At 56.4% G+C, this 17,219-nt stretch carries 19 protein-coding genes; 5 read left to right on the forward strand and 14 right to left on the reverse strand.

What is annotated here, in order from left to right; genetic code table 11:
- Window positions 1-200 precede the first annotated feature (200 nt).
- Together ccrA and ACR0EN_RS13735 are read right to left on the reverse strand one after the other, a co-directional pair.
- A complete protein-coding gene (ccrA, locus tag ACR0EN_RS13730; protein ID WP_170395824.1) occupies window positions 201-1,487 on the reverse strand; it encodes a crotonyl-CoA carboxylase/reductase in 1,287 nt (428 codons plus the stop codon).
- A 111-nt stretch (window positions 1,488-1,598) separates the two neighbouring features.
- Window positions 1,599-2,981, reverse strand: coding sequence for a 1-acyl-sn-glycerol-3-phosphate acyltransferase (locus tag ACR0EN_RS13735; protein WP_170612891.1), 1,383 nt, complete (start codon window positions 2,979-2,981; stop codon window positions 1,599-1,601).
- Between the two features lie 145 nt (window positions 2,982-3,126).
- On the opposite strand from ACR0EN_RS13735, the gene ACR0EN_RS13740 reads away from it, so the two are divergent.
- The 3 genes from ACR0EN_RS13740 (at window position 3,127) to deoD (ending at window position 6,250) form a co-directional block, all read left to right on the forward strand.
- On the forward strand, window positions 3,127-5,094 hold the full coding sequence (locus tag ACR0EN_RS13740; protein ID WP_480587251.1) for a methylmalonyl-CoA mutase family protein: 1,968 nt from the start codon (window positions 3,127-3,129) through the stop codon (window positions 5,092-5,094).
- Between the two features lie 115 nt (window positions 5,095-5,209).
- Window positions 5,210-5,521, forward strand: coding sequence for an H-NS histone family protein (locus ACR0EN_RS13745; protein ID WP_170423729.1), 312 nt, complete (start codon window positions 5,210-5,212; stop codon window positions 5,519-5,521).
- An 18-nt stretch (window positions 5,522-5,539) separates the two neighbouring features.
- On the forward strand, window positions 5,540-6,250 hold the full coding sequence (gene deoD / locus ACR0EN_RS13750) for a purine-nucleoside phosphorylase (protein ID WP_170818601.1): 711 nt from the start codon (window positions 5,540-5,542) through the stop codon (window positions 6,248-6,250).
- Window positions 6,251-6,262: 12 nt separating this feature from the next.
- On the opposite strand, the gene ACR0EN_RS13755 is transcribed toward deoD, so the two are convergent.
- From ACR0EN_RS13755 to ACR0EN_RS13805, 11 genes are all read right to left on the reverse strand, one after another.
- On the reverse strand, window positions 6,263-7,126 hold the full coding sequence (locus ACR0EN_RS13755; protein ID WP_170818600.1) for a DUF1989 domain-containing protein: 864 nt from the start codon (window positions 7,124-7,126) through the stop codon (window positions 6,263-6,265).
- A gap of 282 nt (window positions 7,127-7,408) precedes the next feature.
- A complete protein-coding gene (locus tag ACR0EN_RS13760; RefSeq protein WP_170818599.1) occupies window positions 7,409-7,549 on the reverse strand; it encodes a hypothetical protein in 141 nt (46 codons plus the stop codon).
- A gap of 137 nt (window positions 7,550-7,686) precedes the next feature.
- Window positions 7,687-8,466 carry a succinate dehydrogenase iron-sulfur subunit gene (locus ACR0EN_RS13765; RefSeq protein ID WP_170408332.1) on the reverse strand — a complete coding sequence of 260 codons (780 nt, stop codon included), beginning with the start codon at window positions 8,464-8,466 and terminating at the stop codon, window positions 7,687-7,689.
- A gap of 12 nt (window positions 8,467-8,478) precedes the next feature.
- A complete protein-coding gene (sdhA, locus tag ACR0EN_RS13770) occupies window positions 8,479-10,287 on the reverse strand; it encodes a succinate dehydrogenase flavoprotein subunit (RefSeq protein ID WP_170395802.1) in 1,809 nt (602 codons plus the stop codon).
- A 12-nt stretch (window positions 10,288-10,299) separates the two neighbouring features.
- The gene (locus ACR0EN_RS13775; RefSeq protein WP_170395800.1) at window positions 10,300-10,683 is read right to left on the reverse strand and encodes a succinate dehydrogenase, hydrophobic membrane anchor protein; all 384 of its coding nucleotides are present in this window, start codon (window positions 10,681-10,683) and stop codon (window positions 10,300-10,302) included.
- A gap of 13 nt (window positions 10,684-10,696) precedes the next feature.
- A complete protein-coding gene (sdhC, locus tag ACR0EN_RS13780) occupies window positions 10,697-11,080 on the reverse strand; it encodes a succinate dehydrogenase, cytochrome b556 subunit (RefSeq protein ID WP_170395798.1) in 384 nt (127 codons plus the stop codon).
- Window positions 11,081-11,287: 207 nt separating this feature from the next.
- Entirely contained in the window at window positions 11,288-11,959 is a 672-nt protein-coding gene (locus tag ACR0EN_RS13785; RefSeq protein ID WP_480454258.1) for a DUF1194 domain-containing protein, read from the reverse strand.
- 66 nt (window positions 11,960-12,025) lie between these two features.
- On the reverse strand, window positions 12,026-13,054 hold the full coding sequence (locus ACR0EN_RS13790) for a MaoC family dehydratase (protein WP_480587255.1): 1,029 nt from the start codon (window positions 13,052-13,054) through the stop codon (window positions 12,026-12,028).
- On the reverse strand, window positions 13,054-13,260 hold the full coding sequence (locus tag ACR0EN_RS13795) for a DUF1737 domain-containing protein (protein ID WP_480587258.1): 207 nt from the start codon (window positions 13,258-13,260) through the stop codon (window positions 13,054-13,056). Before ACR0EN_RS13795 ends, ACR0EN_RS13790 begins: the two co-directional genes overlap by 1 nt.
- Before the next feature lie 12 nt (window positions 13,261-13,272).
- A complete protein-coding gene (locus tag ACR0EN_RS13800) occupies window positions 13,273-13,827 on the reverse strand; it encodes an NnrU family protein (RefSeq protein ID WP_170395794.1) in 555 nt (184 codons plus the stop codon).
- A gap of 6 nt (window positions 13,828-13,833) precedes the next feature.
- On the reverse strand, window positions 13,834-14,691 hold the full coding sequence (locus ACR0EN_RS13805) for an HpcH/HpaI aldolase/citrate lyase family protein (RefSeq protein WP_170395792.1): 858 nt from the start codon (window positions 14,689-14,691) through the stop codon (window positions 13,834-13,836).
- A gap of 175 nt (window positions 14,692-14,866) precedes the next feature.
- Here ACR0EN_RS13805 and ACR0EN_RS13810 point away from each other — a divergent pair, with 175 nt between their 5' ends.
- Window positions 14,867-15,166, forward strand: coding sequence for a hypothetical protein (locus ACR0EN_RS13810; protein ID WP_170626171.1), 300 nt, complete (start codon window positions 14,867-14,869; stop codon window positions 15,164-15,166).
- On the opposite strand, the gene ACR0EN_RS13815 is transcribed toward ACR0EN_RS13810, so the two are convergent.
- Window positions 15,163-15,918, reverse strand: coding sequence for a sulfite exporter TauE/SafE family protein (locus ACR0EN_RS13815; RefSeq protein WP_170395788.1), 756 nt, complete (start codon window positions 15,916-15,918; stop codon window positions 15,163-15,165). The two genes, ACR0EN_RS13810 and ACR0EN_RS13815, sit on opposite strands and share 4 nt — an antisense overlap.
- 161 nt (window positions 15,919-16,079) lie before the next feature.
- Here ACR0EN_RS13815 and mdh point away from each other — a divergent pair, with 161 nt between their 5' ends.
- Window positions 16,080-17,042 carry a malate dehydrogenase gene (gene mdh / locus ACR0EN_RS13820; protein WP_170353522.1) on the forward strand — a complete coding sequence of 321 codons (963 nt, stop codon included), beginning with the start codon at window positions 16,080-16,082 and terminating at the stop codon, window positions 17,040-17,042.
- Window positions 17,043-17,219: the final 177 nt, after the last annotated feature.

Here is a 17,219-nt window from a genome sequence, read left to right on the forward strand (position 1 = left end):
CCGAAATAGTTAACGAAGGGTTAACACAACCATAACATGTGCAGACTAATTCGGCCTACTCGCTGCTTTCTACTCCCCAGAAATAGCGGGGTGCGATTTCTTAAAGCATTGAAAATGCATAATCATCGATAGAAACGATGAACACCCGCAAGGCGTGTTTGCGCCCTGCGGGTGTTGCAGCTGCTGTTTGCCTGAGACCGTTAGTCGCGGGCAGCCAATACTTCTTCAAGGGTGCGCATGCCTGTATGCGGAGCCTGAACCAGCACCGACATGTTGCCCGGCTTGTGTTCGTTGCGCATCATCTTCATGTGCGCCTCAGGCAGATCCTGCCAAGTGAACACTTCGGACATGCACGGATCCAAGCGACGCTCGACCATAAGCTGGTTTGCAGCCGATGCCTGTTTGAGATGCGCAAAATGCGAGCCCTGCAAGCGTTTCTGGTGCATCCACATGTAACGCACGTCGAAGGTTAGATTGTAGCCAGTGGTCCCGGCGCAGATCACAACCATACCTCCCTTTTTTACGACAAAAGTAGACACCGGGAATGTGCTTTCGCCGGGGTGCTCGAACACCATGTCGACGTTCACACCTTTGCCGGTAATATCCCAGATGGCCTTGCCAAACTTGCGGGCTTCTTTGAACCATTCAGCATATTCCGGAGTATTCACCGTGGGCAGCTGGCCCCAGCAGTTGAAATCCTTGCGGTTGATGACGCCTTTGGCGCCAAGGTCCATCACAAACTCACGCTTGCTTTCATCCGATATCACGCCGATCGCATTGGCACCCGCAGTGTTGATCAACTGTATCGCGTAAGAGCCCAGACCGCCCGATGCGCCCCAAACCAGGACGTTCTGGCCCGGCTTTAGATCGTGCGGTTCGTGCCCAAAAAGCATCCGATAGGCTGTTGCCAAGGTCAGCGTGTAGCAGGCGCTTTCTTCCCAGGTCAGGTGCTTGGGACGCGGCATCAGCTGCTGTGCCTGAACATTTGTAAACTGCGCGAACGAGCCATCAGGTGTCTCATATCCCCAGATGCGCTGGCTGGGCGAATACATCGGATCACCACCGTTGCAGTGTTCGTCATCGCCATCGTCCTGGTTGCAGTGAATCACGACTTCATCGCCGACTTTCCAGCGCTTCACTTTGTCACCAACCGCCCAGACGATGCCCGACGCATCTGAACCTGCGATGTGAAAGGGTTGGCCGTGGCCATCAAACGGGCTGATCGGCTTGCCAAGCGATGCCCAGACGCCGTTGTAGTTTACACCCGCCGCCATAACGAGAACCAGCACTTCGTGGCTGTCCAGCTTCGGGACATCAACGACTTCCAACTGCATCGCTGTGTCTGGCTCACCGTGGCGCTCTTTCCGGATCGCCCAGGCATACATTTGCTTGGGAACATACCCCATCGGGGGGATTTCACCCATCTCGTAGAGGTCCTTTTCCGGTGCCTCATACGACGCGATACCGCTGTCGACATCCAAAGCCATGCTGGCCTCCTTTTTCCAACTGTTGCCGCGCCGCAGAATCGCGGCTTTCCAAAGACGAAATATTAGCCTCTGAGTAATATTGCAACCGTTTTTGGTATCTATTTTGTAATTTTATGACCCAGCAGTTGCAGAAATACTTTCTGCACTTGCATCATTCTCAGCCCGAACAACGGGTTCTGATGCTGCCGCGTAATAAGCAAGCAGCTCTGATCGCTCGCCTGATGGGCGCAACACTCCAGCCTCACGACGCAGAATCCGTCGCTCGACCAACTGATTGATGGCATCGTCAACAGCCTCTCCATCATCCTGGGCAACCGCGTCGCCGCCCAACGTCAGCAAACGCGCCTTCAACTCCTGCTCTGACATCTCACCTTCTTCCTGAACCAGCCGACACGCAGCAGGCACTGGAACAAAGGGAATTGCGGCGCCGATCCTGCGCATCAACTCGCGGGCCAGATCGGTTGTTAGGTCCCGTTCGTGCGCGACTCGAAATTCCTTCAGGGAAATCGGTGTCGCATACCGCACCGAGGCAATCCCGAATCTCTTGTAGCGCCCGAGGAGCTTGCGCCAAATCTGCTTGAGCGACCAGCGGGTGATAACCCCGATCCGCGCGCGGAAGCGGCGTTCACTATCCTTCGCTGCCGCTGTTAATACGGTATCTTCAAGCACCCGATCATAGTTCAAAGCAACCGGAACAAACACCACATCCCGCCCCTGCGGTTCGACTCCGTCAAGGATATACTTCAACAATCCCAGCTTGGGGCGCCCCAGTTTGCCAGTCAGACTCAGCCCGCCCTCAGGGAACATGGCCTGCGTCACGCCCGCTTCGGTCGCGTGCCTTACATAGCTTGCAAGGACCTGTCGATATAGGTCGCTACCCGACTTGCGGCGAATGAAATAGGCCCCCATCGCGCGAATCAATCGACTTAGTGGCCAGACACGGGCCCACTCGCCCACAGCATAGGATAAGGTCGAATGGTCTGCCGCCAGATAGGTGACCAGCACGTAATCCATATTGCTGCGGTGGTTCATGACATAAACGACCGTCGCATCGGGATCGATACTGTCCAGCGCGGCTTTGTCCTCGTAACCCAACTGCACCTTGTAAAAGGCGTTACTCAGCATACGGGCAAAACGGATCGCGATGCTGAAATACGCCACTGTCGAGAATGAGGGCGCAATCTCGCGCGCATAACGCCGTGCCAATTCTGAGGCAACAGCGTCAGGCACACCTTCTTCTTTGGCATGCTGCTGCACCGCCCGGCTTACTTGCGGGTCATAGATAAGCCGTTGAATCATGTCATGCCGCCCCGCCAACTTGAACGGTTGGATCGGGCGCTGAAGGCGCTTGTTCAACCGTGCGACGGCGCGCTCAAGGCGGCGGCGGAAAAACCAGCGCACCGACGGAAACAAAAAATGCGAGGCAAATGTGACCGCGGCAAACAGCACGATCAGCACAAACAGCCAAAGCGGGATTTCCACAGTCTGCATCATTCGGGCACAGTGCCATCAAACGCGACCACCCACAATCTGCAGAAACCGTCGATGCCGCAACGCAGCGAATTGACATGTACTGAAAATTACTATTTACCACCATAGAACGTAATTTTGTTACCCACCGATCCGCGAGGCCCGACCCATGACGCAGTTGCAGAAAGATCGCCCCTGGCTCATCCGTACATATGCCGGTCACTCAACGGCCAAAGCGTCAAATGCGCTTTATCGTGCGAACCTAGCCAAAGGTCAGACCGGCCTGTCCGTGGCCTTCGATCTGCCAACCCAAACAGGGTATGACAGCGATCACACTTTGGCGCGCGGCGAAGTTGGAAAAGTTGGGGTTCCGATCTGCCATCTGGGGGACATGCGGGTTCTGTTCGATCAAATTCCGCTGGAACAGATGAATACCTCGATGACGATCAATGCGACTGCTCCTTGGCTTTTGGCGCTATATATCGCAGTTGCCGAGGAACAGGGCGCGGATGTCTCGAAATTGCAGGGGACCGTCCAGAACGACCTGATCAAGGAATACCTGAGCCGCGGCACTTATGTGTGCCCACCCAAGCCATCGCTGAAGATGATCGCGGACGTGGCCGAATATTGCTACGATAACGTGCCCAAATGGAACCCGATGAACGTGTGTTCGTACCACCTGCAAGAAGCAGGCGCGACGCCCGAGCAAGAGCTGGCCTATGCTCTGGCGACTGCCATTGCAGTGCTGGACGAACTTCGCCCGCGCGTTCCAGCTAAAGACTTCCCGGCACTCTGCGGGCGGATTTCGTTTTTTGTGAATGCGGGCATCCGGTTTGTCACCGAAATGTGCAAAATGCGCGCCTTTGTGGATCTTTGGGACGAAATTCTGCAGCAGCGCTATGGCATTGAAGACCCCAAGTTCCGCCGATTCCGTTATGGCGTTCAGGTAAACTCGCTGGGGCTGACCGAACAGCAGCCGGAAAACAACGTTTATCGCATACTGATTGAAATGCTTGCGGTGACGCTATCCAAACGTGCCCGCGCACGTGCGGTGCAGTTGCCTGCATGGAACGAAGCGCTCGGCCTGCCTCGTCCTTGGGATCAGCAATGGTCGATGCGGATGCAACAAATCCTCGCCTATGAAACCGATCTGCTGGAATATGGCGATTTGTTCGACGGCAATCCGGTTGTCGACGCCAAAGTCGAAGAACTTAAAAATGGCGCACGGGCCGAATTGGCTAATCTCGAATCGATGGGCGGCGCGGTAGCCTCGATCGAATACATGAAATCGCGGCTGGTCGAGTCCAATGCCGAGCGCCTTAACCGTATTGAACGCAATGAAACCGTTGTCGTTGGCGTAAACAAATGGACCGAGGGCGAAGCCTCGCCTTTGCAGACCGAGGATGGCGGCATCATGGTCGTCGACCCGGCGGTTGAACAGGAACAAATCGGGCGCTTGAACGACTGGCGTGCGGATCGGGATGACGCCGCCGTGGCTGCGGCGTTACAAGCCCTGCGCGAAGCAGCGAAATCTGGTGCCAATGTGATGGCACCTTCAATCGCTGCGGCCAAGGCCGGTGTCACAACTGGCGAATGGGCCGAGGAAATGCGCAAGGCCTACGGTACATATCGTGGACCAACCGGCGTCTCGGGATCTGTTTCGAACAAAACCGAAGGTCTGGAAGACTTGCGCGCGGCCGTAGATGCGGTAAGCGACCGTCTGGGGCGCAGGCTGAAGTTTCTTGTTGGCAAACCTGGTCTTGACGGACACTCGAACGGAGCCGAACAGATCGCCTTCCGCGCACGCGACTGTGGCATGGATATCAGTTACGAAGGTATTCGTCTTACGCCCGAAGAAATCGTAACTGCGGCACAAGAAGACAAAGCGCATGTGATTGGTCTATCGATCCTCTCTGGCAGCCACCTGCCTTTGGTGAAGGACGTGATGACGCGGCTGAAAGCAGCAGGGCTAAGCGATATTCCCGTCATTGTTGGTGGGATCATCCCCGATGAGGACGCGGATCAATTGCGTTCCCTGGGTGTATCGAAAATCTATACGCCGAAAAATTTCGAATTGAATGCAATCATGGGCGATATCGTCACGTTGGTTGACCCAACGGAAATTGCGGCTGAATAGAAAAGCATATTACAGAAATCTCCATTTCTATTTCCGGTAAAATGGGAATAGATAGGTTCGGGTTTATTCAATTTCCCCTGCAATAAGTAGGGGAATAGCCGAAATGGAGAAGATTATGGCGATCGATCTTGAAATAATGTCGCGCAAAGAACTGCTCGAATTGCGCAATCGGGTCGAAAAGGCGCTAAAAACCGCCGAAGTGCGTGAGCGAAAAGAAGCGTTGAAAGCCGCCGAAAAGGCGGCGGCGGAATATGGGTTTTCGTTGTCTGAATTGTCAGGAGACAGCGCTAAATCGGTAAAATCATCTAAAGCGAAGTATCAAAATCCGAACAATCCGTCGCAAACCTGGACCGGGCGGGGCCGCAAACCGCAGTGGGTTCATGACGCCATAAAAGCCGGTACCGATATTACTGATCTGGAAATCTGATCGGGGGCAAGTGGCAAAATGACTATCCATATTGGAGCCCAAAAAGGCGAGATTTCCGAAACCGTTCTTTTGCCCGGCGACCCGTATCGCGCAAGATGGGCGGCCGAAACGTTTCTTGAAGACGTAAAGCTGGTAAACGAAGTGCGTGGCATGCTGGGGTTCACCGGCACCTGGAAAGGAAATCGTGTTACCATTCAGGGTAGTGGCATGGGGATGCCCTCTCTGTCGATCTACGTGAACGAATTGATCCGTGACTACGGCGCCAAAACTCTGATCCGGATCGGGTCATGTGGCGGGATGCAAGACAGTGTGAATGTGCGTGATGTTATTCTGGCGATGACGTCGACCACACTCAGCACCCCTTCGCGCGGGATCATGAGAGAAATGAACTTCGCCCCTTGCGCGGATTGGGGTCTTTTGCAGTCTGCAGCATTGGCTGCACAAGCCAAAGGTACGCCAACCCATGTTGGCGGCATCTATTCATCCGATGTCTTTTATGACGAACGCCCGGACCTGAACGAACAAATGGTTCGGCACGGTATTTTGGGTGTCGAGATGGAAGCGGCAGAGCTTTACATCCTTGCCGCGCGTCACAAATGCCGCGCATTGGCGGTACTGACAGTCTCGGACCACCTGCTGACCGGCGAAGCCCTGCCCTCATCGGACCGAGAAAGCAGTTTTGGCGACATGGTCGAAATCGCGCTGCAGGCGGCGTTCCCGGACAGCTGAATTGCGCGATATCTAGCGCCCGTGCGTGCGGTCATATCCGTTGCGCGCGGGGCTGCGCCATCCCTCAAGCGCACCTTCAGCCGGGGCAAAGGTTTCTACCAGCAGGGGATAACAGGCTGCGGTATCCGATGAATGCTCGGACGAGCAATCACCGCCCGGGCACGCGCTTAGATTTCCCAGCAGGTCAATCTCGGCGAAAAACTCAAGATAGTCTCCCGGACGGACAGGTGAGGCTTTCATGAAATACTGCCCGGTATCACGCGTGAAACCGGTGCACATGAACACGTTCAACACATCATGTACCGCAGGCTCGGCTTCGGCCAAAGAGACGCCCAAATGATCCGCCAGCGCGCGTGTCAGATTCGAATGGCAACAGTGATGGTACTGGGATCCAGCTAGCAAATTACCGGTATAGGGATCACATCGGGTCCCGATCACATCGTGCACCGACCCGCCGAAATCATCGATTCCGTACCACCCCAGCGTATCTGCAATGATTGTCGCCATCGGTCGCATATGTGGAAAGCTCGACCACATGCGCTCACCTAAGGTGATATGCGTGCCATGTAACGCGCGTGTCTTGCCGGAATAAAACCGCTCGGTCAGGTCGTTGAGGTTCCACAGGTTCAGGTCGCCAACCTGCGATCCTTCAACAGAAGTAATCCGAAAGAAATGCCCAGCAGGGACCTCAAAGCACCGAGCATCTCGTGGCGGTACCAGCACCTCGCCCGTCTTTTTCGCTCCATCACGCGCAGTTTGATAAAGCCCGAGATCGGGCTTTGGCAGCCCGTCATTGGGGTAGCAAATAACGGGTGCAATCGCGCGGCGCGCATCTGCATCAGCGGGTGGGCGGGGCGTGTTCCGAGATTCTGACATGGGCTGAGAGTGGCGCAGTTCGGCCCGGTGGGGAACCCCCCAACCACAGCTATTGCCCTTTCAGACACTGCGTAGGCTCGGCATCAGATTTTGAAACCGCGCCACAATACGCGCAGCGCCACTGGCCCTCGCTACGATGTTGCCGCCACCTGCAGTCGCGCGTCAGGGACGACGTGCGGGACCGCCAGAAAAAATAGGCAAATACGCCAGCGGCGAGCAGAAGCAAGAGAACGGGCATAGCTCTGCATTGCCTATTGTGTTGAATTTTTCAAGCCGACACGGTCAGGCTGCGTTCGCGTATTCAAACAATTCCGGTGTTTCGTCTTTGGCCGGAACTTTGGGCTCGGGCGTATAATACGACCAGGCTTGCTCCAGCAGTTCCAGAGCTTTGGCGGCGTCGTGTTTTTTGTTTTGCGTGCTCATTGGAGTGACCTCTTTTCGAACTCATCACTCCTCCCTGCAGCAAACTTAGAACCGCAGGGGAATAAACGCATCGCATAGTTTTGCAGAGGCGTCATGCACTTGCCGCAACTCGGCAAGTGCGTTGATTTAGTGCACGATCAGACCGCGCGGTCGACCATCATCTTTTTGATCTCGGCGATCGCCTTGGCCGGGTTCAAACCCTTGGGGCAGGTTTTGGCACAGTTCATGATGGTGTGGCAGCGATACAGCTTGAACGGATCTTCCAGCTCGTCCAGACGCTCGCCCGTGGCCTCATCCCGGCTGTCGATGATCCAGCGGTAGGCGTGCAACAATGCTGCCGGGCCAAGATAGCGGTCGCCGTTCCACCAATAGCTGGGGCACGAGGTCGAGCAACTGGCGCACATCACACATTCATACAGACCGTCTAGCTTTTTGCGGTCTTCGATGGACTGCTTCCATTCTTTCGCCGGACGGTTGGTCTTGGTCTCTAGCCACGGCATGATCGAGGCGTGCTGCGCATAGAAATGCGTCAGATCGGGGATCAAGTCCTTCACGACCGGCATATGCGGCAGCGGGTAAATCTTCACGTCGCCCTTGATCTCATCCATGCCATAGATACAGGCCAGCGTGTTGATCCCGTCGATGTTCATCGCACAGGAGCCACAGATGCCTTCGCGGCACGAACGGCGGAAGGTCAGAGTCGGATCGATCTCATTCTTGATCTTGATCAGAGCGTCCAGAACCATCGGGCCGCAAGTATCCATATCGACGAAATAAGTATCGACGCGCGGGTTCTGGCCATCATCCGGGTTCCAGCGATAGATCTGGAATTTGCGCACATTGGTCGCGCCGTCGGGCTTGGGCCAGGTTTTACCGGTGGTGATCCGGGAATTCTTGGGGAGGGTCAGTTGTACCATGGGTTCCTCTCCTTAGAACGTCCGCGCCTTGGGCGCGATTCTTTTCATGCTGATGCCGCCCTCGTCTTCGGTCGTCAGCGGATCAACGATAACCGGACGGTAGCTAAGCTCTACTTTATTGCCATCGACACGGCTGACCGTGTGGACGCGCCAGTTCTCATCGTCACGCTCGGTGAAATCTTCATGGGCGTGTGCACCGCGGGATTCCTTACGCGCTTCGGCACCAACGATGGTGGCGAGCGCGCTTGGCATCAGGTTGGTAAGCTCGAGCGTCTCCATCAGATCGCTGTTCCAGACCAACGATCTGTCAGAAACCTTCAGGTCGTCCATCTTGGCAGCGATCGCGGTCATCTTCTCGACGCCCTCAGCCATGGTCTTCGAGGTGCGGAAAACCGCCGCGTCCTCTTGCATGGTGCGCTGCATCTCAAGCCGCAGATCTGCGGTTGGAATTGCGCCGCTGGCGTTGCGCGCCGCATCGAACCTGTCAAACGCTTTATCTACAGAGGCCTGGTTCAGAACCGGGTTCGACGCGTCGGCATCCACAACTTTGCCCGCCCGGATCGCCGCCGCACGGCCAAACACCACGAGGTCGATCAGCGAGTTTGAACCAAGACGGTTTGCCCCGTGAACCGAGGCACACCCGGCCTCGCCCACAGCCATCAGACCAGGGACCACGGCGGTCGGGTTGTCGGCTGTCGGGTTCAGAACTTCACCCCAATAGTTCGTCGGGATACCACCCATGTTATAGTGCACGGTCGGCAGAACCGGGATCGGTTCCTTGGTAACGTCAACACCGGCAAAGACGCGCGCAGATTCTGAAATGCCCGGTAGGCGTTCCGCCAAAGCTTCGGCTGGCAAATGGCTGAGGTTCAGATGGATGTGATCGCCGTTGTCACCGTGGCCGCGCCCTTCGCGAATTTCCATGGTCATTGAACGGCTAACGTAGTCGCGCGGCGCGAGGTCTTTGTACTGAGGCGCATAGCGCTCCATGAATCGCTCGCCTTCCGAGTTGGTTAGGTATCCGCCTTCACCACGTGCACCTTCGGTGATCAGGCAGCCCGATCCGTAGATGCCGGTTGGGTGGAACTGAACAAATTCCATATCCTGCAGTGCAAGACCCGCGCGGGCCACCATACCGCCACCGTCGCCGGTGCAGGTATGTGCCGAGGTTGCACTGAAATAGGCGCGGCCATAGCCGCCGGTCGCCAGAACAACCATCTTGGCGTTAAAGACGTGCATTGTGCCGTCGTCCAACTTCCAGCACACGACACCCTGACACTGTCCGTCCTCAGACATTATCAGATCAATGGCGAAATACTCGATGTAGAACTCGGCGTTGTTCTTCAGCGACTGACCATACAGCGTGTGCAGGATCGCATGACCGGTCCGGTCGGCGGCGGCACAGGTCCGCTGCACAGCGGGGCCTTCGCCAAATTCGGTGGTGTGGCCACCAAATGGGCGCTGATAGATCTTGCCTTCTTCGGTCCGGCTGAATGGCACTCCGTAGTGTTCTAGCTCATATACGGCTTTGGGTGCTTCACGCGCCAGGTATTCCATCGCATCGGTGTCACCCAGCCAGTCCGAGCCCTTTACGGTGTCATACATGTGCCACTGCCAATGGTCTGGCCCCATATTCGACAAGGACGCCGCAATGCCGCCTTGGGCGGCCACTGTGTGTGAACGGGTCGGGAATACCTTCGTCACGCAAGCGGTGCGCAAACCCTGCTCGGCCATGCCCAATGTTGCACGCAGACCCGCGCCACCGGCACCGACAACCACCACGTCATATTCGTGGGTTTCGTATTCATATGCTGCTGTCATTGTTCTTGTTCCTTACTGCGCATATCCGAGAGCCAGACGCGCGAGCGCAAACAGACCCGCAGCAATCAGTGTGTATGCAAAGGCCTGCGCTGCCATCAGCGCCAGCTTTTCCGCGACGCCATGCACGTAGTCCTCAATCGCTTCCTGGGCTTCGCGCAACAAATGCGGGACGACAACAACCAGTGTCAGACCCATGATAATCGCTGGGAACGGGCGGCTGTAATAGGCCAGAGCCTCTTCGTAGGTTCCACCTAGGGCGTGCCCGAAGGTAAATACAAACAGCGGAACAAGGATGACCAATGCCGCCGAGCTGAGCATCATTTGCCAGTGGTGATGTGTACCTGCACGTCCGGCCCCCATGCCCTGCGCGCGTTTACGGTCTGTGAGAAACTGCATCGCGAACCTCCCCTTAAAGCGCTACGGCTGTGATCAGAGCCAGAACAGTTGCCAGCACGAACATGCCAATGCCCATCTTCTCGGACACTTCAACATTCACGCAATATCCCAGATCCCAGATGACGTGCCGCAAACGGCCCAGCATGTGATAGAAAATGGCCCAAGCCGCGCCGAACATGATCAGATCCCCCAGGAAACTGGTCATCAATCCATTGATCAGCTCAAAGGCGCTTTCCGATGTGGCCGCAGCAAGTAACCACCAGACGACCAACAAAGCCAAACCAAAAGACGCAAGACCCGTGATGCGCACCATAATCGAAGATATGGACGTCATCTGTGGACGATAGATCGTCAAATGTGGAGAAAGCGGGCGGTTGCCTCGATTTACATCGGCCATGTTGGCTCCTTTTCGGTTGGCTACCGAACGTTTTACTGTTTTTTACGACTCTGTCACGCGCTGCAGGTGCAAAATCCAGTAAATTTAACGCAAAATCGCTGATAAGCCGTGTTTGTGATCACACAAAATATTCTCGTGATCACAAATCACATTCGATACCGCCAATGTTAGCGTTTTCAATGAAAAAGCAATGTGATCACGAATCTATTATTGGAGCGGCGTCAGCCCTGCAGTCTGCTGTGTCACCTCGCGTAAAAGCTTCTTGCGAATACGTTCGGGATAATCCGCGAAGCCTGCTGCAGAGACAACGAAGGCCCCCTCGCCAACGATGACGTTCTCAAAGAAATAGGCTGTCAGATCGGGTTCACTTTCTTCAATCGCGATCGCGTTCACGGTGATGCCGCGATCCCGCAGTTTGGCGTGGATGGTCGACGGCTCGATTCCTTCATTCGAAATTCCGTCGCCCGAAAGATCAATAAGATGCCTTTCGCATTCGGGCACGTCGTCAAAGCTGGCAACCGTCATATCGAGCGCCTCACCTATCGCAGTTGAGAAGTTACGCCAGACACGAGGGTCAGCTGCGACCTGATCAGCAAAACGGTCCAGGGTGTTAAAACTATCGATCCGGGTCCAGGGGATCGTGATCCTCTGGCGAGAACTGCCTGTCCATTGCACAAGCATCAGCCGAGCCTGTCCGCGCACCAAGGCCTCGGATACGATAGGGTCCCGCAGACCTGCGGCAAGACCGTCCATTTGGATACGATATTCCTCGGAATCAACCGAGCCTGAAACGTCTACGGCCAAGGCCAGAGCCAAATCACAAGCATAGGCCTGAGATGCCAGATACAGGCTGGCGGCGAGCGCACGAAACATCATCATGCGCCAAGCGTAGCATGGATTTCGCGGACCGTGATCACTTGAATGTCAGCCGCCAGAAGGCATTGGCTACATCGGCATAAGAGCCCAATAATCCAAATCTAGCAGAACGTTAGGAAGATATCTCCCCTCGTCATTGCGCAAAGTGAAAGGCTCGCCGCCTTTGGTCGCAACAAGGCGCAAGCGGATGGCACCGATTCCGGGAGTTCCGGTCTCGGCCTTGTCCAAAACTTCGGACCAGGCTTTGATCGTATCGCCCGAGAAACAAGGGTTGGCGTGGGCACCTCCGTTCAGACCAACGATCATCTGCGCATTCGCCAGGCCATTAAACGACAAGGCACGCGCCATCGAGATAACGTGGCCGCCATAGATCAACCGCCCCTCTGGTCGGAAGGTGAGGTCGAAATGCACTTTGGCGGTGTTCTGCCACAGGCGGGTGGCCAGCATGTGCTCGGCCTCTTCGACGGTCACGCCATCGACGTGATCGATCGTTTCTTCCGTGTTGTACGCATCCCAGCGGTGGTTTTCGCCGGATTGTACAAAATTATATTTCGAGAAATCGAGCCCCTGCGGTACCGCCAGATCGCTGACATCAAGCGCCTTTTTCAGATTGGGCACCACCGTCTCTGGTGCAGGCGCATCGAGGTTTGATTTGCGCACCATGACCCAGCGAACATACTCGATCACCACTTCGTCGCGCTGGTTCAGCCCGCGGGTACGGACCCAGACGACACCGGTTTTGCCATTCGAGTTCTGCTTGAGGCCGATCACCTCAGATTCAGCGCGCAGCGTATCACCGGGGTAGACCGGTTGCAGCCAGCGCCCTTCGGCATAACCCAGATTGGCGACTGCATTCAGCGAGATATCGGGAACCGTTTTACCGAACACCACATGGAAGGCCGCCAGATCGTCAATCGGACTTTGCGGCAGGCCACAATTCCGGGCGAACTCATCCGAGGAATAGAGTGCGTGTCGCGCGGGATAGAGCGCGTGATAAAGCGCGCGCTCGCCATCCGTCACCGTGCGCGGCACGGCGTGATGCAGGATCTGCCCGACTGAATAATCCTCGAAAAAGTTACCCGGATTGGTTTTTGCCATTATTGCTGTCCCAGTTTCATGTCGGGGGTGTAATCAGCGGCGACCTCTTTGGTCACAGCCTGCGCGCAACGCATCACGTTATTTGCGGCGTCAAAGGCATAGGACGGGTCGCCATAAAGCTCCCATCCCATTGCCAACGCGTCCGAGACCTTGTGGCAGAAGGCTGATGTGTCTTCCTCGGTCAACAAACGATAAAGTTTCGCCATTGATTAGGCCCCTTATCCACCAAACGGAGACGGACCAACCAGCCCGTGAATATAGCCCACAACGCCCAGCAGCACGATGGAGCCCACAAAGAACATGGCATCTTTGCCGTATGTGCCGGGTTCGCCCGGCGCCCAGTCTGGTTCGGATTTGTTGATCACGATTACTTCGACAATTGCCCAGGCCAGCAAGCCACCAAACAGGATGATCGAGGCCAGATCACCGTTCACCAACAGGTGCGCAAATGCCCAGAGTTTAAAGCCACCCAGCATGGGGTGACGGACCTTGTTCAACAGGCGACCTTTGGTTCCCGCAGGGCTGGCCAGATAGAACGCGATCAACACCAGCAGGTTGTTGACGTGAATCAGAAAGGTTGGCGGCGCCCAGACATATATGAAATCGGTCATGCGATAACCGAAGATCATCAACAATACCGAGGCCACCAAGGCGAGCGCCACGACGCCCTTGCCCGCGTCGCCCATGGCGGCACGTCGTTCCGGCATCGCGCGCTTAAAAAGATGTGCGGCCCACCAAAGTGCCACACCAAGGATCAGAAGAACAAAGCCCATACTGGCTTACCCCGCTTGCAAAGCTACTATCGCCTCTGCTTTTGCCAGAGTTTCGCGGGCAGTTACAACGTGTAGGTTTTCAACAATCTTGCCATCGACAACGGCGACCCCCTGCCCCTGCGACTCGGTTTCCTCGAAAGCGGCAATCTGACGGCGAGCCAGATCAATCTCATCCTCGGAAGGGGCAAAGGCGGAGTTTGCGATGTCGACCTGGGCCGGGTGGATCAGGGTTTTGCCATCAAAGCCCATGTCGCGGCCCTGGGCACACTCGGCGGCCAGACCGTCGGTGTCCTTGAAGGCATTGTAGACGCCATCGACGATGATCAGCCCCTCGGCCTTGGCCGCCAGCAGGCACAGGCCAAGCGAGGTCATCATCGGCAAACGGTCGGGGCGGAAGCGCGTCTGCAGCTCTTTCGCAAGATCGTTGGTCCCCATGACAAAGCCTGCCATCAGCGGATGTGCGGCAATTTCGGCTGCGTTCAGCATCCCGCGCGGCGTCTCCATCATCGCCCAGATCGGCAGGTCTCCGGTGATTGAGGTCAGCGCATCCACATCCGCAGCAGAACTCACCTTTGGCAACAGAACGGCATCTGCATCCATCTCGCGCACGGCTTCGGCATCCGCGCGCCCCCATTCGGTATCAAGCCCGTTGATCCGCACAATCTTGACCCGAGCACCATAGCCTCCGGCGGCCAAAGCCGCCTTGAGGGTCTCGCGCGCGTTCTCTTTCTCATCAGCCGCAACCGCGTCTTCAAGGTCAAAGATGATGGCGTCCACCGGCAATGTGCGGGCCTTATCAAGCGCGCGTTCACGCGAGCCGGGGATGTATAGTACCGAGCGATAGGGGCGTTGGCGCGGGTCCACTGGACTCTCCCATTGAAATAATGTTGCGCGGAATGGGGCATTTTTTGACGGAAAGTTCAAGAACAAAATCGCCGCAGCGCAGCATTTCCTGCGCTGCGCAACGTGCGTTGCCTTAACGCGATGTCCTTTTGCCTACGGCACGCTGCTTTGAGGAAGAGCTTGAAAGGGGTGACCAATGAAAACGATTATGCTGAAAATGACGATTGGCTTGGGCATCATGGTACTGGCAGCGCAACAAGTCAGCGCACAGAATTGTGCGCCACGCGAGGACGTGATCAAGCGATTGGCAAAGTCCTATGGCGAAACCCGACGAGGCATCGGTATTGTGCGTCAGGGAGCGGTGATGGAGGTGTATGCCTCGGACCAAACCGGCAGCTGGACCATTGTTGTGACCTTGCCGGAAGGTGTGACCTGCCTGATCGCCTCAGGCCAGTCTTATGAAACACTGGCCGAAACGCTGCCGCCCAACACCTAAACCAGCGCATCCCAGATCAGTTTGCTTCCCGTCAGGGTCAGCAAGACGTAGGCAATGTTAAAAAACAATCGTTCGGAGAGCATGAAATGCGCCCGGACGCCCAGCCAGGCCCCGAGGATCGCAAACGGGGTCAGCAAGAGGTCTGCCAAGGCTGTGTGCCAAGTGAAGAGGCCCAGATAGGCGAAGGGCACGAATTTGACGGCGTTGATCACCCAGAAGACCAGCACGGTTGAGGCTTGAAATTCGGTTTTCGTCAGGCGTTGTGACAGCAGGTACACGGCGGCGGGTGGGCCGCCCGCATGGCTGACAAAGCTAGTGAATCCGGCGATCAGCCCGGCAAACAAACCCGCCGATGGAGGCAACCGGTTGGCAAAGCCCCGTACCCAGCCTCTGGTCTGGGCAACGTGCCAGATCACGAAACCGACCGATATTCCGCCAATCAACAGACGTAGCAGATCGTCATCCGTCGCACGATAAAGCCACGCGCCCAGCGCGATACCGGGTACTGCGCCCAACATCAGAAGGCGCGAATCCGGCCAGCTCCAGCGTTTCCAATACGGCTTTAACGTCGCCAGATCGATCACCATCAGTATCGGCAGCATTAGTGCTAGCGCCTGTCCTGGCGTCAGTATCAGAGCCAGAATCGACGAAGATGCAAACGCCACTCCCGAGCCGAACCCACCTTTCGAGATGCCCGCGAAGATCACCGCCGGGATCGCCACTGCAAAAAACATCAGGTTCATCTCGAACATCAGGCACCCCGGAAATATGCATGATTCACAGGCGGTTTAGCGCAATCGGCGGGGTGTGTGCAAACGGTATGCGGTGGCATGCCGCGCCGCAGAAGGCTTGCGTGACGCCGCTTTTACGACTAGCACAACCGCGATTTCAAAACCGACCGGAGATATTCCAAATGGCCAGACCCAAGATCGCGCTGATCGGCGCAGGTCAGATCGGCGGCACGCTCGCCCACCTCGCTGCAATGAAAGAACTTGGTGACGTCGTGCTGTTCGACATCGCCGAAGGCACCCCGGAAGGAAAGGCGCTGGACATCGCCGAATCCGGCCCCTCGGAAGGCTTCGACGCCAAACTGAAGGGCACCCAGTCCTATGAGGACATCGCCGGTGCCGACGTCTGCATCGTCACCGCTGGCGTGCCGCGCAAGCCGGGCATGAGCCGCGACGACTTGCTGGGCATCAACCTGAAGGTCATGAAATCGGTCGGTGAAGGCATCGCCGCAAACGCTCCGGATGCGTTCGTCATCTGCATCACCAACCCGCTGGACGCGATGGTTTGGGCGCTGCGTGAATTCTCGGGCCTGCCGCACAACAAAGTCTGCGGCATGGCGGGCGTTCTGGACTCGGGCCGTTTCGCACACTTCTTGTCGGAAGAGTTCAATGTGTCCATGCGCGACGTCACCGCCTTTGTTCTGGGCGGCCATGGCGACACAATGGTGCCTTCGGTGCGCTACTCGACCGTTGCCGGTATCCCGCTGCCCGATCTGGTTGAGATGGGCTGGACCACGCAGGAAAAACTGGACGCCATCGTTCAGCGCACCCGTGACGGCGGCGCAGAAATCGTTGGCCTGCTGAAGACCGGCTCGGCTTTCTATGCACCGGCGACTTCGGCGATCGAAATGGCCGAAGCCTACCTGAAAGACCAGAAACGCGTTCTGCCCTGTGCTGCCTATTGCAACGGCGAACTGGGTGTCGACGGCATGTATGTCGGCGTGCCTACCGTAATCGGTGCAGGTGGCATCGAGCGCGTCGTCGACATCAAGCTGAACGAAGAAGAACAGGCCGGTTTCGACAATTCGGTCAATGCCGTTAAGGGCCTGATCGAAGCATGCAAGGGCATCGACAGCTCGCTGGCCTAAGTCACGAACCCTAAAACCAATGAACCGGCCCTCTTCACGGGCCGGTTTTCTTTTACACGGTGCCAAGCTGGCTAAAAGATGTTCGCGCAAACGTCGCAAAACTCATCTATGAATGTGTTTTGTGGGCATGATCCCGGATCATCGAATCAATTTCCACGCCCCGCAATTTTTGTGATC

The sequence above is a fragment of the Ruegeria sp. AB7 genome, assembly GCF_056542625.1.